This is a genomic window from Micromonospora chokoriensis, assembly GCF_900091505.1.
In the GTDB taxonomy this organism is placed as follows: domain Bacteria; phylum Actinomycetota; class Actinomycetes; order Mycobacteriales; family Micromonosporaceae; genus Micromonospora; species Micromonospora chokoriensis.
In genome coordinates this window covers 5,795,590-5,812,632 of record NZ_LT607409.1, presented here as the reverse complement: position 1 = coordinate 5,812,632, position 17,043 = coordinate 5,795,590, and the positions used below count along the sequence as shown (strand labels likewise).

Genomic DNA, 17,043 nt, shown 5'->3' with positions numbered 1-17,043 from the left:
GATGAGCAAGCCCACGCCCATCTCCGGTTTCCCGGAGTGGACCCCCGGTCAGCGGATGGTCGAGCAGTTCGTGCTGGACCGGATCCGGGCCACCTTCGAGCTGTACGGCTTCGCGCCGCTGGAGACCCGCGCGGTGGAGCCGCTGGACCAGCTGCTGCGCAAGGGCGAGACCTCGAAGGAGGTCTACGTGATTCGGCGGTTGCACGCCGACGCGGAGGGCGCGGGCGGCGACGACCAGTTGGGCCTGCACTTCGACCTGACCGTGCCGTTCGCCCGGTACGTGCTGGAGAACGCCGGCAAGTTGGCGTTCCCGTTCCGCCGCTACCAGATCCAGAAGGTGTGGCGGGGTGAGCGGCCGCAGGAGGGCCGTTACCGGGAGTTCGTCCAGGCCGACATCGACATCGTCGACCGGGACACCCTCGCCCCGCACCACGAGGCGGAGATGCCCCTGGTCATCGGGGACGCCCTGCGCTCGTTGCCGATTCCGCCGGTGACCATCCAGGTCAACAACCGCAAGATCTGCGAGGGCTTCTACCGGGGCATCGGGCTGACCGACCCGGAGGCGGCGCTGCGCGCTGTCGACAAGCTCGACAAGATCGGCCCGGCGAAGGTGGCCGACCTGCTGGCCCAGACCGCCGGTGCGAGCGAGGCGCAGGCCAAGGCGTGCCTGGCGCTCGCCGAGATCTCCGCGCCGGACGCCTCGTTCGCGGACGCCGTCCGGGCCCTCGGGGTGAGCGACCCGCTGCTCGACGAGGGCGTCGACGAGTTGGTCCGGGTGGTGGAGACCGCCGCCGAGCACTCGCCCGGCCTCTGCGTGGCGGACCTGCGCATCGCCCGTGGTCTGGACTACTACACGGGCACTGTCTACGAGACCCAGCTGCGCGGCTACGAGCGGTTCGGCTCGATCTGCTCCGGCGGCCGGTACGACAACCTGGCCAGCGCGGGCGCTGTCTCGTACCCCGGGGTGGGGATCTCGATCGGGGTGACCCGGCTGCTCGGGTTGCTCTTCGGCGCGGGGGCGTTGTCGGTCTCCCGGGAGGTGCCGACCGCCGTGCTCGTCGCGGTGACGAACGAGGAGCGGCGGACGGCCAGTAACCGGGTCGCCGAGGCCCTGCGCCGCAGTGGCGTGCCCACCGAGGTGTCGCCGAGCGCGGCGAAGTTCGGTAAGCAGATCCGCTACGCCGAGCGGCGGGGGATTCCGTACGTCTGGTTCCCGGGCGTCGACGGAGCGTCGGACGAGGTGAAGGACATCCGCTCGGGTGAGCAGGTCACGGCCGTCGCCCAGGAGTGGATGCCGCCCGTGGAGGACCTCAAGCCGACGGTCGGTTGAGAGCCCCCACTGGCGCTAACGGCCGCGGGGACCTACGGTAGCGTAAGTTACGCCACCGTAGGGAGCTTCTCGTGACCGTCAGCACCACACTGAGTCAGACCGCACTGCTCGTCGAGTTGGAGCCCGTGGTTGCCCGCAACCTGGACCGACACCTCACTCTGGCCAAGGAGTGGTTCCCGCACGAGTACGTGCCGTGGAGCGAGGGGCGCACCTTCGACGGGCCGCTCGGCGGCGAGGCGTGGTCGCCGACCGACTCGACGATCCCGGACGTGGCCCGCACCGCGCTGATCGTGAACCTGCTGACCGAGGACAACCTGCCCTCGTACCACCACGAGATCGCCACCCTGTTCGGCCGCGACGGCGCGTGGGGCACCTGGGTGCACCGGTGGACCGCCGAGGAGGGCCGGCACGGCGTCGCGATCCGCGACTACCTGACCGTCACCCGCGCCGTCGACCCGGTGGCGTTGGAGCGGGCCCGGATGACGCACATGTCGGAGGGCTACACCAACGCCCACGGCGACGAGGTGCTGCACTCGCTCGCGTACGTCTCGTTCCAGGAGCTGGCCACCCGGATCTCGCACCGCAACACCGGCAAGGCCACCGGCGACCCGGCCTGCGAGGCGCTGTTGGCCCGGGTGGCCGCCGACGAGAACCTGCACATGGTCTTCTACCGCAACCTGCTCGCCGCCGCGTTCGAGCTGGCCCCGAGCCAGGCCATGCGGGCGGTCGCCGACGTGGTTGCCGACTTCCAGATGCCGGGCAACGGCATCGAGGGTTTCGCCCGTAAGTCCGTGGCAATTGCCCTGGCCGGCATCTACGACCTGCGTCAACACCGCGACGAGGTGCTGCAGCCGGTCCTGCGTCAGTGGGACGTCTTCAACGTGACCGGCCTCGACGCCGACGGCGCGGCGGCCCAGGAGCAGCTGGCGGCCCACCTGCAGGACCTCGACCGCGCCGCGAGCCGCTTCGAGGAGAAGCGCGACGCCCGAGCCGCCCGCCTGGCCGCCCGCTAAACCCCCAACCCCTCCACCCCCCAACCCCCGGGGCCCCTGCGCGCGTTGATCAAGAGGTTTCGGTCACCGGAGCCCCGTTTCCTGACGCAAACCTCTTGATCAACTCAAAAGGGGGTGCGGGGTTCGGGGGTCAGGGTTGGGGTTGGGGGAGGAGGAGGCAGGTGCTGGTGGCGTGGGCTATCAGGCGGTCGTTCGCGTCGGTGATGCGGGCCTCGGCCAGGGCCGTGCGACGGCCGCGTTGCAGCACCGTGCCCTCGCAGCGCAGGGTGCCGCTGTCGACGGTGACCGGGCGGAGGAACTTCACGTTGAGGTCCAGCGACGTGTAGCCGACGCCGGCCGGCAGGGTGGTGTGCACGGCGCACCCGGCGGCGGTGTCCAGCAGGGTCGACAGCACGCCACCGTGGACGGTGCCGAGTGGGTTGTAGTGGAACTCCTGCGGGGTGAGCTCGACGCTGACCCGCCCCTCGTCGGCCTGCATCCGGGTCATGTCGAGGAGGTGCATCACCGGCGGTGCGGCCAGTTCGCCGGCGATCATCGCCCGCAGCATGTCGATGCCGCTGCGTCGACCGACCTGGGCGGCGTTGGCCGCCGGGTCCGCCCAGCTGAAGGTGCGGCTGCGCCCCGGTTCCTGCGTCTGCGTCATGGACGCAGCCTGGCAGCCGGTTGCTGAGTCTGTCAACGAGACCTAGCCTGGGCGGATGCGACCCGCGGCACTGGACTGGTCGGTGGACAACTGCACCATCGCCCGCGCGATGGAGATCCTCGGCGAGCGGTGGACCCTCGTGGTGCTCCGGGAGGTGTTCACCGGCGTGCGCCGATTCGACGACATGCGGGTGCGCACCGGCATTCCGCGTCAGGTGCTGACCAACCGCCTGGCCGGCCTCGTCGAGGAGGGCGTGCTGGCCCGTGAGCCGTACCGGGAACCGGGCAGTCGCGTGCGCCACGAGTACCGGCTGACCGAGAAGGGCCTGGACCTCTGGCCGGTGCTGGTCGCCGTGCTCGGTTGGGGCGACCGGTACCTCGCCGACCCGGAGGGGCCGCCGCTCACCGTCGCGCACCGTGACTGCGACGCGCCGGTACGCGTCGAGTTGCGCTGCGCCGACGGGCACGACGTGGAGCGGACGCGCGACGTCGTGCCGCGCCCGGGCCCCGGCGCCCGTCGCCGTACGTCCTGAGGCGATCCGCCGACGCTACCCACGCATTGAGCAGGCATCGATGATCGTGCGCACGAATATCGACTTCGGTGTGACGGTGGTTGTTCACCAGCGAGTCAGGGGTGTTGCGCCGAGACGGCCGACCAAGATCGGCAAATTCGGGCGAATCCAAGCCTTGTCAATGATCTTAAGTATGTGAATACTTCAGTTCACTCGGCCGGTTTTCGCAGATCGGCCGGGTTGCCCTCGGGTCCGTCGTCCCCCACGACGAGACCCGCTCCCCCGCCCAGGAGGTTTGTTACATGCGACCCACGAGGTCCTCGTTCCGCGTCGCGGCCACAGTCGCCGTGTCCGGATCCCTGGTCGTCGGCGCGCTCATCGGCGCACCCGCCCAGGCCGCTCCCGCCGCCTCGCCGGACGCCGCCGCCGCGCTCTCCGCGGCACTCGGCGACCGCTCGGCCGGCTCGTACATCGACGCCAGCGGCAGGTCCGTCGTCACGGTGACCGACGCCGCCGCCGCCAGCAAGGCGAGCAGGGCCGGCGCCGTCGTCCGCTACGTCACCCGCGGTGCCGCCGAGCTCAACCGGGCCACCGCCGACCTGGAGCGCTCCGCCAAGATTCCGGGCACCGCCTGGTGGAGCGACCCGGTCACCAACCAGGTCGTCGTCTCCGTGGACAGCACCGTCACCGGGGCGAAGCTGGAGCGGGTCAAGGCCGCCGCCGCGCGGGCCAACGGCGCGGTCCGGGTCGAAGCCGAGGCCGGCGTGCTGAGCACCCGGATCTCCGGCGGTCAGGCCATCTACGCCGGCGGGGGCGGGCGCTGCTCGCTCGGCTTCAACGTGCGCAGTGGCAGCACCTACTCGTTCCTGACGGCCGGGCACTGCACCAACATCTCGGCCAGCTGGTACTCGAACTCCGCCCAGACCGCGCTGCTCGGCAGCCGTACCGGCACCAGCTTCCCGGGTAACGACTACGGCATCGTGCGGCACAACAACTCGGCCAACGCCGCCGGCAACGTGTCGCTCTACAACGGCAGCTTCCGCGACATCACCGGCGCCGGCAACGCCTCCGTCGGCCAGGCGGTGCAGCGCTCCGGCAGCACCACCGGCCTGCGCAGCGGCTCGGTGACCGCGACCAACGCCACGGTGAACTACGCCGAGGGTTCGGTCTCCGGTCTGATCCGCACCAACGTCTGCGCCGAGCCGGGCGACAGCGGCGGCTCGCTGTTCGCCAACACCACGGCCCTGGGCCTGACCTCCGGTGGTAGCGGCAACTGCCGCACCGGCGGCACGACCTTCTTCCAGCCGGTCACCGAGGCGCTCAGCCGCTACGGCGTCAGCGTCTTCTGATCACCTCACCGACCGCGGGCCGCCGGAGGTTTCCGGCGGCCCGCGCCGCGTGTGCGGGCCGGCTCAGGCGAGCCGGTCCGGTCCGTCCGCCGGCCGCAGGGGATCCGGGGGTACGACACCGGTGACCGGAGCCGTGCCGACAGGTGTCACGCCACCGGCGACCCAGGCCAGGTGCGCCCGCCGGGCGGAGAGGATCGCCAACAGGGGCCACAGGGAGACCGCCACCGCCGTCACCCGCTCCGCGAGCCCGGTGCGGGACCCGCTGGTCACCTCGAACGCGAACCAGCCGAAGAGCGCGAGCAGCACCACTGTGGCGCTCAGTCCCACGGCCCGGCGGAACGCCCAGGGCGGTTCGGGTCGGTTCGGGTGCGCGGTGTCGTGCCCGCGCGGCAGCCACAGCGCCGAACCGGCCGGCCACAGGGCCAGGGCCAGGACCGCCACGGTCGCCACGATGCCGTGGCTGAGCGAACCACCCACCGTGGGCCGGGGAAACGCGACGAGCGCGATGGTCGCCACCCCACCGACGGCGAGCAGGAAACGACTGGGCAGCCCGGCCGCGTGCAGCACGGCGGCGACGGCCAGGTAGCAGCAGCCGAGCAGCACCAGGCAGGTGATCATGATCCAGGCGTCGACGGCGTCGTGCCCGGCCAACTCGCTGATGGTGTCCCGCACCGGGTCGTAGCCGGCGGGTTGCCGCGCCTCCGCGACCGTCCAGCCGGTCACCAGCAACAGGGGTGCGGCGGCCGCCGTGGCGACGGCCCAGTTCGGTACGGCGCGCATTTCGCCACGTTAACCGGCCGGTCCGTCGGCCGAGTCGGGTTCGCCGCTCCGCCCCACCTGCGAATCGCGCCGGCCTGGCGGGTGCCCGGGAGGTGGGACGGCCACCCCTGACAGAATGCCGGTGAGGACTGTTCCACGATGAGGAGTTGCCAGCCGTGATCCGTACCCACAATGCCGGAAGCCTGCGCGCCGCGGACGCCGGCTCGACGGTGACGCTCGCCGGGTGGGTGGCCCGCCGGCGCGACCACGGCGGGGTCATCTTCGTCGACCTGCGCGACGGTTCCGGCGTCGTCCAGGTGGTGTTCCGCGAGGAGGACGCGCACGCGCTGCGCAACGAGTTCTGCGTGAAGGTCGTCGGCGAGGTGACCCGCCGGCCGGACGGCAACGAGAACCCGGAGCTGCCCACCGGCGAGGTCGAGGTGACCGCCGCCGAGTTGGAGGTGCTCTCCGAGGCGGCCCCGCTCCCGCTGCCGGTGGACGACCAGATCGAGGCCGGCGACGACATCCGGCTCCGGTACCGCTACCTGGACCTGCGCCGCAGCGGCCCGGCGAACGCGCTGCGGCTGCGCTCGCGCGCCAGCCACCTGGCCCGGACGGTGCTGCACGAGCGGGACTTCCTGGAGATCGAGACGCCGACGCTGACCCGCTCGACCCCCGAGGGCGCCCGCGACTTCCTGGTCCCGGTGCGTCTTCAGCCGGGCAGCTGGTACGCCCTGCCGCAGTCGCCGCAGCTGTTCAAGCAGCTGCTGATGGTCGGCGGCATGGAGCGGTACTACCAGATCGCCCGCTGCTACCGCGACGAGGACTTCCGGGCCGACCGGCAGCCCGAGTTCACGCAGCTCGACATTGAGATGTCGTTCGTCACCGAGGACGACGTGATCGACCTCGGCGAGGCGATCGTCTCGGCGCTCTGGAAGGACCTGGCCGGGCACGAGATCAGCCGGCCGATCCCGCGGATCACCTGGCACGACGCGATGGCTCGGTACGGCTCCGACAAGCCGGACCTGCGCTACGGCGTCGAGTTGACCGAGCTGACCGAGTACCTGCGCGGCACCGAGTTCCGGGTCTTCGCCGGTGCGATCGACGCGGGCGGTTACGTCGGCGCGGTCGTGATGCCGGGCGGCGCGGCGCAGAGCCGCAAGGAGCTGGACGGCTGGCAGGACTGGGCCAAGGCGCGTGGCGCCCGGGGGCTGGCGTACGTGGTGCTGGACGCCGAGACCGGCGAGGCGCGCGGGCCGGTGGCGAAGAACCTCTCCGCCGCGCACCTGGGCGGGCTGGCCGACGCGGTCGGCGCCAAGCCGGGCGACGCGGTCTTCTTCGCCGCCAGCGCCACCACGCGGGAGGCGCAGGAACTGCTGGGCGCGGCCCGGGTCGAGATCGCCAAGCGGTCCGGCCTGATCGACGAGAGCGCCTGGGCGTTCTGCTGGGTGGTCGACGCGCCGATGTTCGAGCGTACGGACGAGGGCGGCTGGACGGCCGTGCACCACCCGTTCACCTCGCCGAACGCCGATTGGGTGGACCGGTTCGAGGGCGCTCCGGACCGGGCCCTGGCGTACGCTTACGACATCGTCTGCAACGGCAACGAGATCGGCGGCGGGTCGATCCGTATCCACCGGGGTGACGTGCAGAAGCGGGTCTTCGACCTGCTCGGCATCACGCCCGAGGAGGCGCAGGACAAGTTCGGGTTCCTGTTGGAGGCGTTCAAGTACGGCGCCCCGCCGCACGGCGGCATCGCCTTCGGCTGGGACCGGGTGTGCATGCTGCTCGCCGGGGCCGATTCCATCCGTGAGGTCATCGCCTTCCCGAAGACCCGTGGTGGTTTCGACCCCCTGACCAGCGCTCCCACGCCGATCACCGCCCAGCAGCGCACCGAGGCCGGCATCGACGCGAAGCCCAAGCCGGCCGCGGCGGCGCACACCGGAACGGCCGGCCCGGCCGCCCCGGTAGCCGACCCGGTCTGACCGCACCCCGGCCCTCACGTCGTTGATCAAGAGGTTTGCGTCATCATCGCCCAGCGAGATGACGCAAACCTCTTGATCGTTGGCGGGGGAGTGGGTTCAGGTGCGGGTACTTGTTGTCGGGGGCAGCGGGCTTCTGGGGCGTGCGGTGTGTTCGCGGGCCGTCGATGCTGGTCTGTCGGTCGTGGGGACGTTCCACTCCGGTCTGATCGGCGTTCCGGGGGTTGACGCGCGGCGGCTGGACGTGACCGACCGGCCCGCCGTGCGCGCGCTGGTCGCCGAGGTGCGGCCGGACGCCGTGGTGGGGACCCCCTATCGGTACGGGGACTGGGCGGTCACCGCCGACGGGGCCGCGCATGTGGCGCTCGCCGCCGCCGAAGCCGGTGCCCGGCTGGTACACGTGTCCAGCGACGCCCTGCATGCCGGTCGACCCACGCCGTACCCCGACGACGAACCACCGACGCCGGTGCACGCGTACGGCGCCGCGAAGGCCGCGGCCGAGACCGCCGTGCGGGCGATCGACCCCGGCGCGGCACTGGTGCGTACCTCGCTGATCCTGGGGGAGGGCAGCAAACAGATCCAGCTCTGCCGGGACGCGCTCGCCGGCCGGGCGGTCCTGTTCTCCGACGAGCTGCGGTGCCCGATCGACGTCACCGACCTGGCCGACGCCGTGCTGGAGTTGGTCGTCTCGTCGTACGCCGGGCTGCTCAACGTGGCCGGCCCGGACGCGGTGAGTCGGGCCGAGCTGGGTCTGCTGGTCGCCGAGCGGGAGGGCCTGGACCCGGCCGGGCTGAAGACCGCCACCGGGGCCGCCCTCGGACTGTCCCGACCCCTGGACGTACGCCTGGACTCCGCCCGAGCCACCGACCTGCTCCGGACGCGCCTGCGCGGGGTGCGCGAACTTTTGGCTCCGTGACATCTGACGCACACTTTCTTTGCACAGGAGTTGTGCATAGGAAGTGTGCAGGAATAGTGTGCACTCATGGAGAACGAGCCACTCGACGGCCGTACCGAGCCACGCCGCGTTGATCTGGATGCCCGGCAGGTTCGCGTGCTGGCTCACCCGCTGCGGATGCGACTGCTCGGCTCGCTGCGCATCGACGGCCCGGCGACCGCGACTGCCCTCGCCGAGAGGTTGGGCACCAACACCGGGGCGACCAGCTACCACCTGCGGCAACTCGCCGAGGTGGGGCTCGTGGCCGAGGACCCCGACCGCGGCAGCGGGCGGCAGCGCTGGTGGCAGTCGGCGCACGACATGAGTCACTTCGAGCCCACCGACTTCGACGAGGACCCGGATGCGCGCGCAGCGGTCCAGTGGATCCAAGCGGATCAGGTGCGGCTGATGGGTGAGTTGGCGGAGCGTTGGATGGCCGTGGAGCACCACCAGTCGCGGGCGTGGCGAGACGCGGCGGGCATGAGTGACCTGGTGCTGCCGCTCGCCCCGGACCGGCTACGTGCTCTCAACGACGACCTGTGGGCAGTGCTGATGCGCTACCGCGACGAAGCCGCGGTCGACATCCGCCAGCACGACGAGGCCGACGTCGACGCCTCGGATGTGAAACCCGTGCATGTGTTCCTGGCGGGCTTCCCCCGACTGGACGAGCGCTGGTGAGCGCGAGGAGTGAGCCGGGTTTGCGAGCCCCGCAGTCGCGAGTGGAGGAGATGCCGTGAGCGCGAGGAGTGAGCCGGGTTTGCGAGCCCCGCAGTCGCGAGTGGAGGAGATGCCGTGAGCGCGCTGACCGTACGCCAGGTTCGGGGTCGTTACCTCACGCTCTACGGCCTGCGGTGGCTCCCCACGGGTCTGATGATCCCCGTGATGATCCTGCTGATGCAGGAGCGCGGCCTGTCGTTGCCGCAGATCGGCCTGGTCAGCACCGCGCAGGGGCTGCTGGTGCTGGCGTTGGAGTTGCCCACCGGTGGGCTCGCCGACGCGCTCGGCCGACGACCGGTGCTGCTCGCCGCCGGGGTGCTCAACCTGGCGTCGCTGGCGTTGTTCGCGGTAGCCGACTCGTTCGTGCTGTTCTTCGTCGTCTGGGCCCTGCAGGGTGTCTACCGGGCGTTGGACAGCGGCCCGCTGGAGTCCTGGTACGTCGATGCCACGCTGGCCGCCGACCCGGACGCGGAGTACGAGCGCGGTCTGGGGTACGCCGGCACCGTGGTCGGCGGGGCCATCGCCGGGGGCGCGTTGATCAGCGGTGGGCTGATCGCGCTGGGTCCGATCGGGCCGGTCACCGCGCTGACGGTGCCCGTGCTCGCCGCCATTCTGGCGCAGGTGATCGCTCTGGTCGCGTTGGTGCTGCTGCTGGTCGAGGAGCGGCCGGCCTCCGGGTTCGTGGCGCTGCGGTCCTCGGTGGCGCAGGCGCCTCGGATGATCGGGGAGGCGGTCGGGCTGCTGCGTCGCTCCCGGGTGCTGCTGGCCCTGGTGGCGGTGGAGCTGTTCTGGGGCTTCGGCATGGTCACCTTCGAGTCGTTGCTGCCGGTCCGGCTCGCCGAGGTGATCGGTGATCCGGACCGCGCCGCCGCGCTGCTCGGTCCGGCGAACTCGGCCGCCTGGCTCGCCTCGGCGGCGGGTGCGGCGCTGACTCCGCTGCTGTTGCGCTGGTTGGGTGCCGCTCCGGGGGCTGCTCTGCTGCGCGTCCTGCAGGGCGTGACGGTGGTCGGAATGGGGTTGTTCGCCGGCCCGGTCGGGGTGCTCGTGGCGTACCTGGCCTGCTACGCCGTGCACGGCGCGTCCAATCCGCTGCACAGTGGGCTGCTGCACCGGCAGGTCGACGGCCCGTACCGGACCAGCGTGCTCTCGCTGAACTCGATGATGGCGCAGCCGGCCGGTGCGCTCGGCGGGGTGGTGCTGACCGCGCTGGCCGCGGCCACCAGCGTGGGGACCGCGATGGTGGTCGGCGCGGTGGTGTTGGCCGTCGCCGCCCCGCTCTACCTGCCCGCCTGGCTGGCCGGCCGTCGAGCCGCTCCGGCCGTCGAGCCGACCGCCGCCCACGTGCCCGGCGAATCGGGCGTGGCCCCGGCCGTCGAGCCGGGCGCGGCTCCCGTGCCCGCCGCCGAGAGTCGAGCGAACGCGTCCGGCAGGTCAGGCGAGGCGGATCGAGCTGAGGGCGAGGGTGAAGGTGTAGCCGAGCCGACGGTAGAGGCGGGCCGCGCCGACGTTGTGCGTGTAGACGCCGAGCCCCACGGTGTCATGCCGCGCCAGCAGCGCCCGGGTCATCCCGGCGGTCAGGGACGCGCCCAGGCCGCGCCCTCGCTGGTCGGGGGCGACGGTGAGGCCGGCGACGAAGCCTAGGTCGCCCTGGCTGCGGTCCGCGCCGCACGCCACCAGCCGGTCGCCGGCCCGGATGCCGTACCAGTCGACCACCCGCGGGTCGCCGGGGCGGGAGGTGCTGCTGGGGAACGCCTCGTCGACCAGTGCCGTGAGTGCGGGAAGGTCGGCGTCGGTGAGGCGTACCACCTGCTGTTCGTTCGGCTGGGCCGGTGGTGGCGTGGTCGTCCAGTGGAAGTCCCAGTCGCTGTGCTCGTCCACCGCGAGTCGTCCGGTCAGCAGACCGCGATCGTGCCGGGGCAGGTGCAGCCGCTGTCCCGGACGCAGCACTCCGTCGGCGGCGAGCGCGACACAGATCTCCAGCGTCGGTTCGGCCGGGCCGATCGCGCAGCCGGCCGGTCCGTGCTCGGGCGCCACCAACCAGAGCACGGCGCCGTCGCGCTGGTACGCGGCCGTCGGCGTGGCCCGCCCGAGCGCGTGCCGGGCGAACGGGTGGTGGCCGACAGCGCCCAGGACGGCGTCCCGGTCCGTCAGCACCTGGTCGTCGATGAGCATGGACCCAGCCTAGAAGTCGAGGGCGGCGCGCCGCCGTCGGGTCGCCCCGATCCACCATGGAGATTGGCGAGCCGACCGATTGGGTACATCACGCGCCGACCTACTGGGAACCCCCACCGGAGGACCGACATGCTCGCCATTCTCGCGGCCATCGTCTTTGGCTTCGCCCTGCTGCTCGACCTGCTCAACACTGACTTCGGAGCACCGGACCTATTCAACTGGAACACGCTCGTGCTCATCGGGCTCCTCCTGCTCTCGCTCTACCTGGGCGGCGTCGGCAGCGGCCCGCGCGGCGGTGGCGGCGGCCGCTGGTACCGGGGCCGGCGCCCCGGTCGTGGCTGACCGGAACCGATCACCGGTGGCGGGCCCCCGGCGCGATTCCGGCGTCGTGGGCCCGGCCCGGTACTGTCTTCGTGATGGAGTCCGACGCCCTCTTCTCTTTCGGTGAACCCGCCGGGTCGCGCAGCGCGCCCGACGGTGCCGCCGGTGTCGACGGCTTCACCGCGGTGGCCGACGACTCGCCACTGCCCGTCCGCATGCGCCCCACGAGCCTCGACGAGCTGATCGGGCAGGATCACCTGCTCGCCCCGGGGGCCCCGTTACGGCAGTTGGTGTCCGGCGGCGCGCCGATGTCGGTGATCCTCTGGGGCCCGCCCGGCAGCGGCAAGACCACCATCGCGCATCTGGTGGCCGGGGCGACCGACCGCCGCTTCGTCGCCATGTCGGCGCTCTCCGCCGGCGTGAAGGACGTGCGGGCGGTGATCGAGACGGCCCGCCGCCAGCGCCGTTCGGGCGGCCCGCAGACCGTGCTCTTCATCGACGAGGTGCACCGGTTCAGCAAGACGCAGCAGGATTCGCTGCTCGCCGCCGTCGAGGACCGTACTGTCACGTTGCTGGCCGCCACCACCGAGAACCCATACTTCTCGGTCATCTCACCGCTGTTGTCGCGGTGCGTGCTGCTCACCCTGCAACCGTTGGACGACGAGGCGGTGCGGGGCCTGCTGCGTCGCGCGGTCGCCGACAAGCGCGGCCTCGACGCGGCGCTCACACTGACCACCGAGGCCGAGGACCACCTGGTCCGGCTCGCCTCCGGTGACGTCCGCAAGGCACTCACCGCGCTGGAGGCGGCGGCGGCCTCCGCCACGGCGCTCGGCACCGGCCGGATCGACCTGGCCACCGCCGAGCAGGCGGTCGACGTGGCAGCGGTGCGTTACGACCGCGACGGCGACGCCCACTACGACGTCGTCAGCGCCTTCATCAAGAGCATGCGCGGGTCGGACGTGGACGCCGCCGTGCACTGGTTGGCGCGCATGCTGGTCGCCGGCGAGGACGCCCGGTTCATCGCCCGCCGCCTGGTCATCTTCGCCAGCGAGGACGTGGGGATGGCCGACCCCGGGGCCTTGAGCGTCGCCACCGCGGCCGCGCACGCGGTCGAGTACGTCGGGCTTCCCGAAGCGCAGCTCAACCTGGCCCAGGCGGTGATCCACCTGGCCACCGCCCCCAAGTCGAACTCGGCCACCACCGCCATCGGGGCCGCGATCGCCGACGTCCGGGCGGGTCGTGGCGGCTCCGTGCCACGAGGGCTGCGCGACGCGCACTACGCCGGAGCCCGGGGACTGGGTCACGGGACCGGCTACCGCTACCCGCACGACGACCAGCGCGGCGTGGTCACCCAGCAGTACGTCCCGGACGATCTGGTGGGCACCGACTACTACCAGCCCAGTCCGCACGGGGCGGAACGGGCGGTGGCCGGCCGGCTGCCGGTGCTGCGCCGCATCGTGCGTGGTCTGCCCGCCCCGGCCGCCCGTCCGGACACCCCGGCAGCAGAGCCGTCCGTAACGGCGCAGACCGCGTCGGCGCTCCCTGGCGAGAGCGGTCGCCCGGCGACGGGCACGGGCACCCCCGGCACTATGCAGGACAGCGGCACCGACGCCGCAGGAGAGGGTCGACAGTGAGATCGCGTGGTGGGGACCGCCCGGACGAGGGCGCGGACGAGCGGCGCGATCCCCGCGCCAAGGCGCGTCGCTGGGGTCGCGGTCGGGCGGCGGAGCCCGAGCCGGAGGAGCCGGTCGCCGGCGAGGAGTTCGGCTGGATCGACGACCTGCGCTCGGCCAAGCAGCAACGCACCGAACTGGGCCCGGACGGTGCCCCGGCAGAGCCGAACCGCCCCGCCGGGGGTGCGCCGGCCGGGCCGCAGCGGGGTGCGCCGGCTGGTGCCCGTGCGGGCGTACCGGTGCCGCCGGAGGCACCCGGCCCGCCCGCGCCGCGACCGGGCGATCCGGACGGTCCCGGCCCTCGTCGGCCGACCGACGGCCCCTGGCCGGGGGAGGCGGGCCGCCGCCCGGACGAGCGGCCTCCCAGTGTCCCCGGCCCCGGCGCCGCTGCCCCCGGCCAGCCGGCGCGTCGCGGCGTGCAACCGGCCCCCGGTGCCCGCGCTGCCGCACCGCCGCCGCCCACCGCCCGTCCGGTCGGCGGTGACCCGGCGGGCCCACCGGGGCCCCACCCGGGCGCGGACCCGCCCGGCGGTCCCGTCCGTGCTCGCGCCGCGGCGGCTCCCCCCGGACCACCCGTGGGCCCTCCGAACTCCGGCAACCAGACGGGGCGTCGCCCCGAAGCCGCCGTACCGACCGGTCGTCGCCCGGATCCCCACGCCTCCGGCGGACAGCCGGACGCCGTGCCTCCGCTGCGCCGTCCGGACGCCGCACCGCCGGGCCGTCGGCCGGGCCCGGAGCCCGTCGAGCCCGGCCGCGCCCGGCCGCCGGCCGACGGCACGCCCGCCGGTCGCCGGCCCGCCGGACCAGCGCCCGACCCGGCACGGGCCGCCGGGCCGTCCGCTGTCGGCGTGACCCGGTTCGACGGCGCGCCGACGGACGCCGTCCCCCAGGCCGTCGACGGCCTGCGCCCCGACCCCGCCATCGCGCACGACCCCCGTACCGCCCGACGCCGGCCCGGCCCGGTCGACCCCGGGGCGGCGGAGCCCACCGGCCGCCGCGCCGCCGAGCCCGCCCGCCCCGCAGGCGGCGGCCGTCGCCGGGCCGCCGAACCCGACGAGCCGGTGGTGCCCCGCTCGGGTAACGCCCCACCGGTGCCCGCCGCGTCCGGCGGGCACAGCGGCGCGACGCCCACCATCGTCCCGGCGGACGGCGCCGGTCGCCGCCGGGCCGCCCCCGACGAACCGGAGCGGCGTACGCCAGCCGGCGGCGAGCCCCGGGTGGACCGCCCGGAGCGGCCCGCCGACTGGCTCCGCCAGGCCGGTCGCCTGCCGCACACCGACCCGGGTCTGCCCGTCGTCGACCGCCGAGGGGCCACCCCGCCGCCGCCGGGTCGGCGACCCGCGCCACCCGCCGACACGGCGGACATCGTCGACCACACGGCCGGTCGACTCGGCGTACCGGACCCGGCCGCGGAGCGCCCGACCCGCCGGCCCGCCGGTCCGCCGACCGACCCGGGCGCGGAGGCGACGACGGGCCATCGTGCCGTCCGGCCGGACGCGTCAGGTTCCACCGGCGAGCAGGCTCTGCCCTATCCGCCGTCTCCCGGCGACCGACCCGGCCGGGGTCGAGGTGCTGCGGCGGCCCCGCCGGATCCGACCGATCGGCGTGGTCGTGCGGCGGTCGGGCCCGGTCCGGACGGGGCGCCCGCCGTCGATCCGACCGGTCGGCGACGTCGTCCGGCGGCCGAACCCGGCCCCGACGGCCCGGCTGGTCCGGGTCGACCCGGGCCCCGCGGCGACGAACCGTACGTCGCGGGACGCCCCGCGCCCGGCGGCGGTCCTGCCGCACCGGCTCGTGGCGCTGCCCGCTCCGCCCCACCCGGACGGGTCCGACCGGGGGACGCCCCTGCGCCGGGCGTCGGCCGGGGCGGCACCGACGGCCCACCCCGCCCCGGTGCGGAGGCTCGCGGCGCCGCCCGTCCGGAGGGTCCGGCTCGTGCCGCGGTGCCTCCGGGAGTGGACGGCCCACCGGGTACGCGTCCCGACGGCACTGCCCGTGTCGCGGTCCCCCCGGGTGCGGACGGCCCGCCACGTGCCCGTCCGGAGGGTCCGGCCCGGGCCGCCGTCCGCCCGCCGGGCGCCGCGCAGCCACCCCTCGTCGACGAACGAGCGGGCGGCCCGCCGATCGCCCGGCCCGCGCCCTCCGACCGTGCCGCCGGACGTGCCCTGCCGCCGCACCGGGAGCCCGGCCGCGCCGAGCCGAGCGGCGTCGCCCCGGTGCCGCCGCCCGGCCGCCCCGGCGATCCCGTCGGGGTGGCGCGGGCCGCCGCGGTGGTGCCGACCCCGTCCGGGCCGGCGGAACGGCCGGTACCGGAGCAGCCCGGCGGTCCCGCGCTTCGCCCCGCCGACTCGGCCGGAGACGCCGACCCGGCGGGTGCCCGGTCCGAGGCGCATCGGGAGTCGCGTGAACGGCGGCGTCTGCGTGCGGCGGTGCTGGTGCTGGTCAGCGTCGTCCTGCTCGGCGCGGTGCCGATCTTCTTCGGTCTCCGGACGTTGAGCCGTGATCCGGTCTTCGACAACCTGGACCAGCTCGACGTGCCGGGTTGGGCGGCGGCGAAGACCGTCGACGACGTCAGCGGCAGCCGGTGGTGCCTGCTCGACTGCCGGCTGCGGGAACGCACCGTCACCTCGGAGAAGGCGCCGGCCGAGACGGCACAGGCCTACGAGAAGGCGTTGCGGCAGGACGGTTGGCAGCCGTGGAAGGTGAGCCGCTGCCCGGAGCAGGAGACGAAGGGCAGCTACACCTGCTGGCGGCGCGACGAGTTGACGCTCGACCTGTGGGTACGCGAGCCCACCTGCGTGCCGCCGCCGGTCGACGGCGAGCCGGCCGTGCCATCCGCCGACCCGTCGGCCGCTGCGACCGAGTGCACCGGCTCGTTGGTGTCGGTGAAGGTCCGTAACGCGATCGACGACGAGCGCACCAGGCCGCAGCCGTCCACCGACCCGTCACTGACCGGAGAGGATCCGTACCCGACGGTCAGCGGCGATCCGCTGGGTGAGCTGACACCCTCACCGTCGTGAGCCGGGCTCCATCACGGACGGTAGGGTCTGGGGCTGGCGGGCACGCCCGCTACCGGTGACCGCCGACGGCGTGGCGGCCGGTACGGGTGCCATCGTGGTGCGTTCCCGGGACGTCGGGTCCTGCGGAACTTCTGCTTGAGGAGGACAGGCGTGAGCGAACTTGGAGCGATCGCGGCGCTGATCGCGGCATCCGCGTTCGCGGTGCTGGTGCTCATCCTGACGCTGCCCATCCTGCGGCTGCGGCACACGGTTGACGCCACCACCCGGATGATCAATGACCTCAACGATCGGACCGCGCCGCTGCTCGGCGACGTGAACACGACGGTGAAGAACGTCAACACGGCCTTGGAGCAGGTGCAGACCTCGCTCGACGGCGTGAACCTCCAGCTGGCGAAGGTCGACACGATGACCAGCCACGCGCAGAACGTCACCGCCAACGTCGCCAACCTGGCCACCGTCGTCTCCGCCGCGGCCGCCAACCCGCTGGTCAAGGTGGCCGCGTTCGGTTACGGCGTGCGGAAGGCCGCCGCCGGCCGCCGGCACGCCGAGACCGAGCGTGAGGTCCGCGACACCATCAAGCAGCAGCGACGGGCCGCGCGACGCGGCAACAGCTGACCGGCCC

At 73.6% G+C, this 17,043-nt stretch carries 14 protein-coding genes and 1 pseudogene; 12 read left to right on the top strand and 3 right to left on the bottom strand.

What is annotated here, in order from left to right; translation table 11 throughout:
• Window position 1 precedes the first annotated feature (1 nt).
• Together hisS and GA0070612_RS26315 are read left to right on the top strand one after the other, a co-directional pair.
• Window positions 2-1,330, top strand: a complete 1,329-nt coding sequence (gene hisS, locus GA0070612_RS26320) for a histidine--tRNA ligase (RefSeq protein ID WP_088990349.1) — start codon at window positions 2-4, stop codon at window positions 1,328-1,330.
• 71 nt (window positions 1,331-1,401) lie between these two features.
• On the top strand, window positions 1,402-2,343 hold the full coding sequence (locus GA0070612_RS26315) for an acyl-ACP desaturase (protein ID WP_197699243.1): 942 nt from the start codon (window positions 1,402-1,404) through the stop codon (window positions 2,341-2,343).
• A gap of 130 nt (window positions 2,344-2,473) precedes the next feature.
• Here the strand turns inward: GA0070612_RS26315 and GA0070612_RS26310 are convergent, their stop codons facing one another.
• The gene (locus GA0070612_RS26310; RefSeq protein ID WP_088990348.1) at window positions 2,474-2,986 is read right to left on the bottom strand and encodes a PaaI family thioesterase; all 513 of its coding nucleotides are present in this window, start codon (window positions 2,984-2,986) and stop codon (window positions 2,474-2,476) included.
• Window positions 2,987-3,041: 55 nt separating this feature from the next.
• Between GA0070612_RS26310 and GA0070612_RS26305 the strand changes: the two genes are divergently transcribed.
• Window positions 3,042-3,518 (top strand): winged helix-turn-helix transcriptional regulator, encoded by a 477-nt coding sequence (locus GA0070612_RS26305; RefSeq protein WP_088990347.1) that lies wholly within the window; start codon window positions 3,042-3,044, stop codon window positions 3,516-3,518.
• Window positions 3,519-3,799: 281 nt separating this feature from the next.
• Window positions 3,800-4,846, top strand: coding sequence for a S1 family peptidase (locus GA0070612_RS26300; RefSeq protein ID WP_088990346.1), 1,047 nt, complete (start codon window positions 3,800-3,802; stop codon window positions 4,844-4,846).
• Window positions 4,847-4,909: 63 nt separating this feature from the next.
• On the opposite strand, the gene GA0070612_RS26295 is transcribed toward GA0070612_RS26300, so the two are convergent.
• Entirely contained in the window at window positions 4,910-5,626 is a 717-nt protein-coding gene (locus GA0070612_RS26295; RefSeq protein WP_088990345.1) for a DUF998 domain-containing protein, read from the bottom strand.
• A 155-nt stretch (window positions 5,627-5,781) separates the two neighbouring features.
• Between GA0070612_RS26295 and aspS the strand changes: the two genes are divergently transcribed.
• The 4 genes and pseudogenes from aspS to GA0070612_RS26275 form a co-directional block, all read left to right on the top strand.
• Window positions 5,782-7,587, top strand: coding sequence for an aspartate--tRNA ligase (aspS, locus tag GA0070612_RS26290; RefSeq protein WP_088990344.1), 1,806 nt, complete (start codon window positions 5,782-5,784; stop codon window positions 7,585-7,587).
• 100 nt (window positions 7,588-7,687) lie between these two features.
• Window positions 7,688-8,500 carry a sugar nucleotide-binding protein gene (locus tag GA0070612_RS26285; protein WP_088990343.1) on the top strand — a complete coding sequence of 271 codons (813 nt, stop codon included), beginning with the start codon at window positions 7,688-7,690 and terminating at the stop codon, window positions 8,498-8,500.
• Window positions 8,501-8,566: 66 nt separating this feature from the next.
• Window positions 8,567-9,196: an ArsR/SmtB family transcription factor gene (locus tag GA0070612_RS26280; RefSeq protein WP_088990342.1), complete on the top strand. Its 630-nt coding sequence runs from the start codon at window positions 8,567-8,569 to the stop codon at window positions 9,194-9,196.
• A 114-nt stretch (window positions 9,197-9,310) separates the two neighbouring features.
• A pseudogene (locus tag GA0070612_RS26275) lies at window positions 9,311-10,535 on the top strand (MFS transporter); the annotation flags it as partial.
• A 131-nt stretch (window positions 10,536-10,666) separates the two neighbouring features.
• Here GA0070612_RS26275 and GA0070612_RS26270 read toward each other — a convergent pair.
• Complete coding sequence (locus GA0070612_RS26270; protein WP_088990341.1) at window positions 10,667-11,407, bottom strand: GNAT family N-acetyltransferase; 741 nt, start codon at window positions 11,405-11,407, stop codon at window positions 10,667-10,669.
• Between the two features lie 129 nt (window positions 11,408-11,536).
• Here GA0070612_RS26270 and GA0070612_RS26265 point away from each other — a divergent pair, with 129 nt between their 5' ends.
• The 4 genes from GA0070612_RS26265 to GA0070612_RS26250 all read left to right on the top strand — a co-directional run bounded on the left by GA0070612_RS26265 (window position 11,537) and on the right by GA0070612_RS26250 (window position 17,036).
• Complete coding sequence (locus tag GA0070612_RS26265) at window positions 11,537-11,749, top strand: hypothetical protein (RefSeq protein ID WP_030488373.1); 213 nt, start codon at window positions 11,537-11,539, stop codon at window positions 11,747-11,749.
• A gap of 74 nt (window positions 11,750-11,823) precedes the next feature.
• On the top strand, window positions 11,824-13,362 hold the full coding sequence (locus GA0070612_RS26260) for a replication-associated recombination protein A (RefSeq protein WP_088990340.1): 1,539 nt from the start codon (window positions 11,824-11,826) through the stop codon (window positions 13,360-13,362).
• Window positions 13,363-15,653: 2,291 nt separating this feature from the next.
• On the top strand, window positions 15,654-16,421 hold the full coding sequence (locus tag GA0070612_RS26255; protein WP_408630588.1) for a hypothetical protein: 768 nt from the start codon (window positions 15,654-15,656) through the stop codon (window positions 16,419-16,421).
• Between the two features lie 150 nt (window positions 16,422-16,571).
• Window positions 16,572-17,036, top strand: coding sequence for a DUF948 domain-containing protein (locus GA0070612_RS26250; RefSeq protein WP_088990339.1), 465 nt, complete (start codon window positions 16,572-16,574; stop codon window positions 17,034-17,036).
• The last annotated feature ends 7 nt before the right edge of the window (window positions 17,037-17,043 follow it).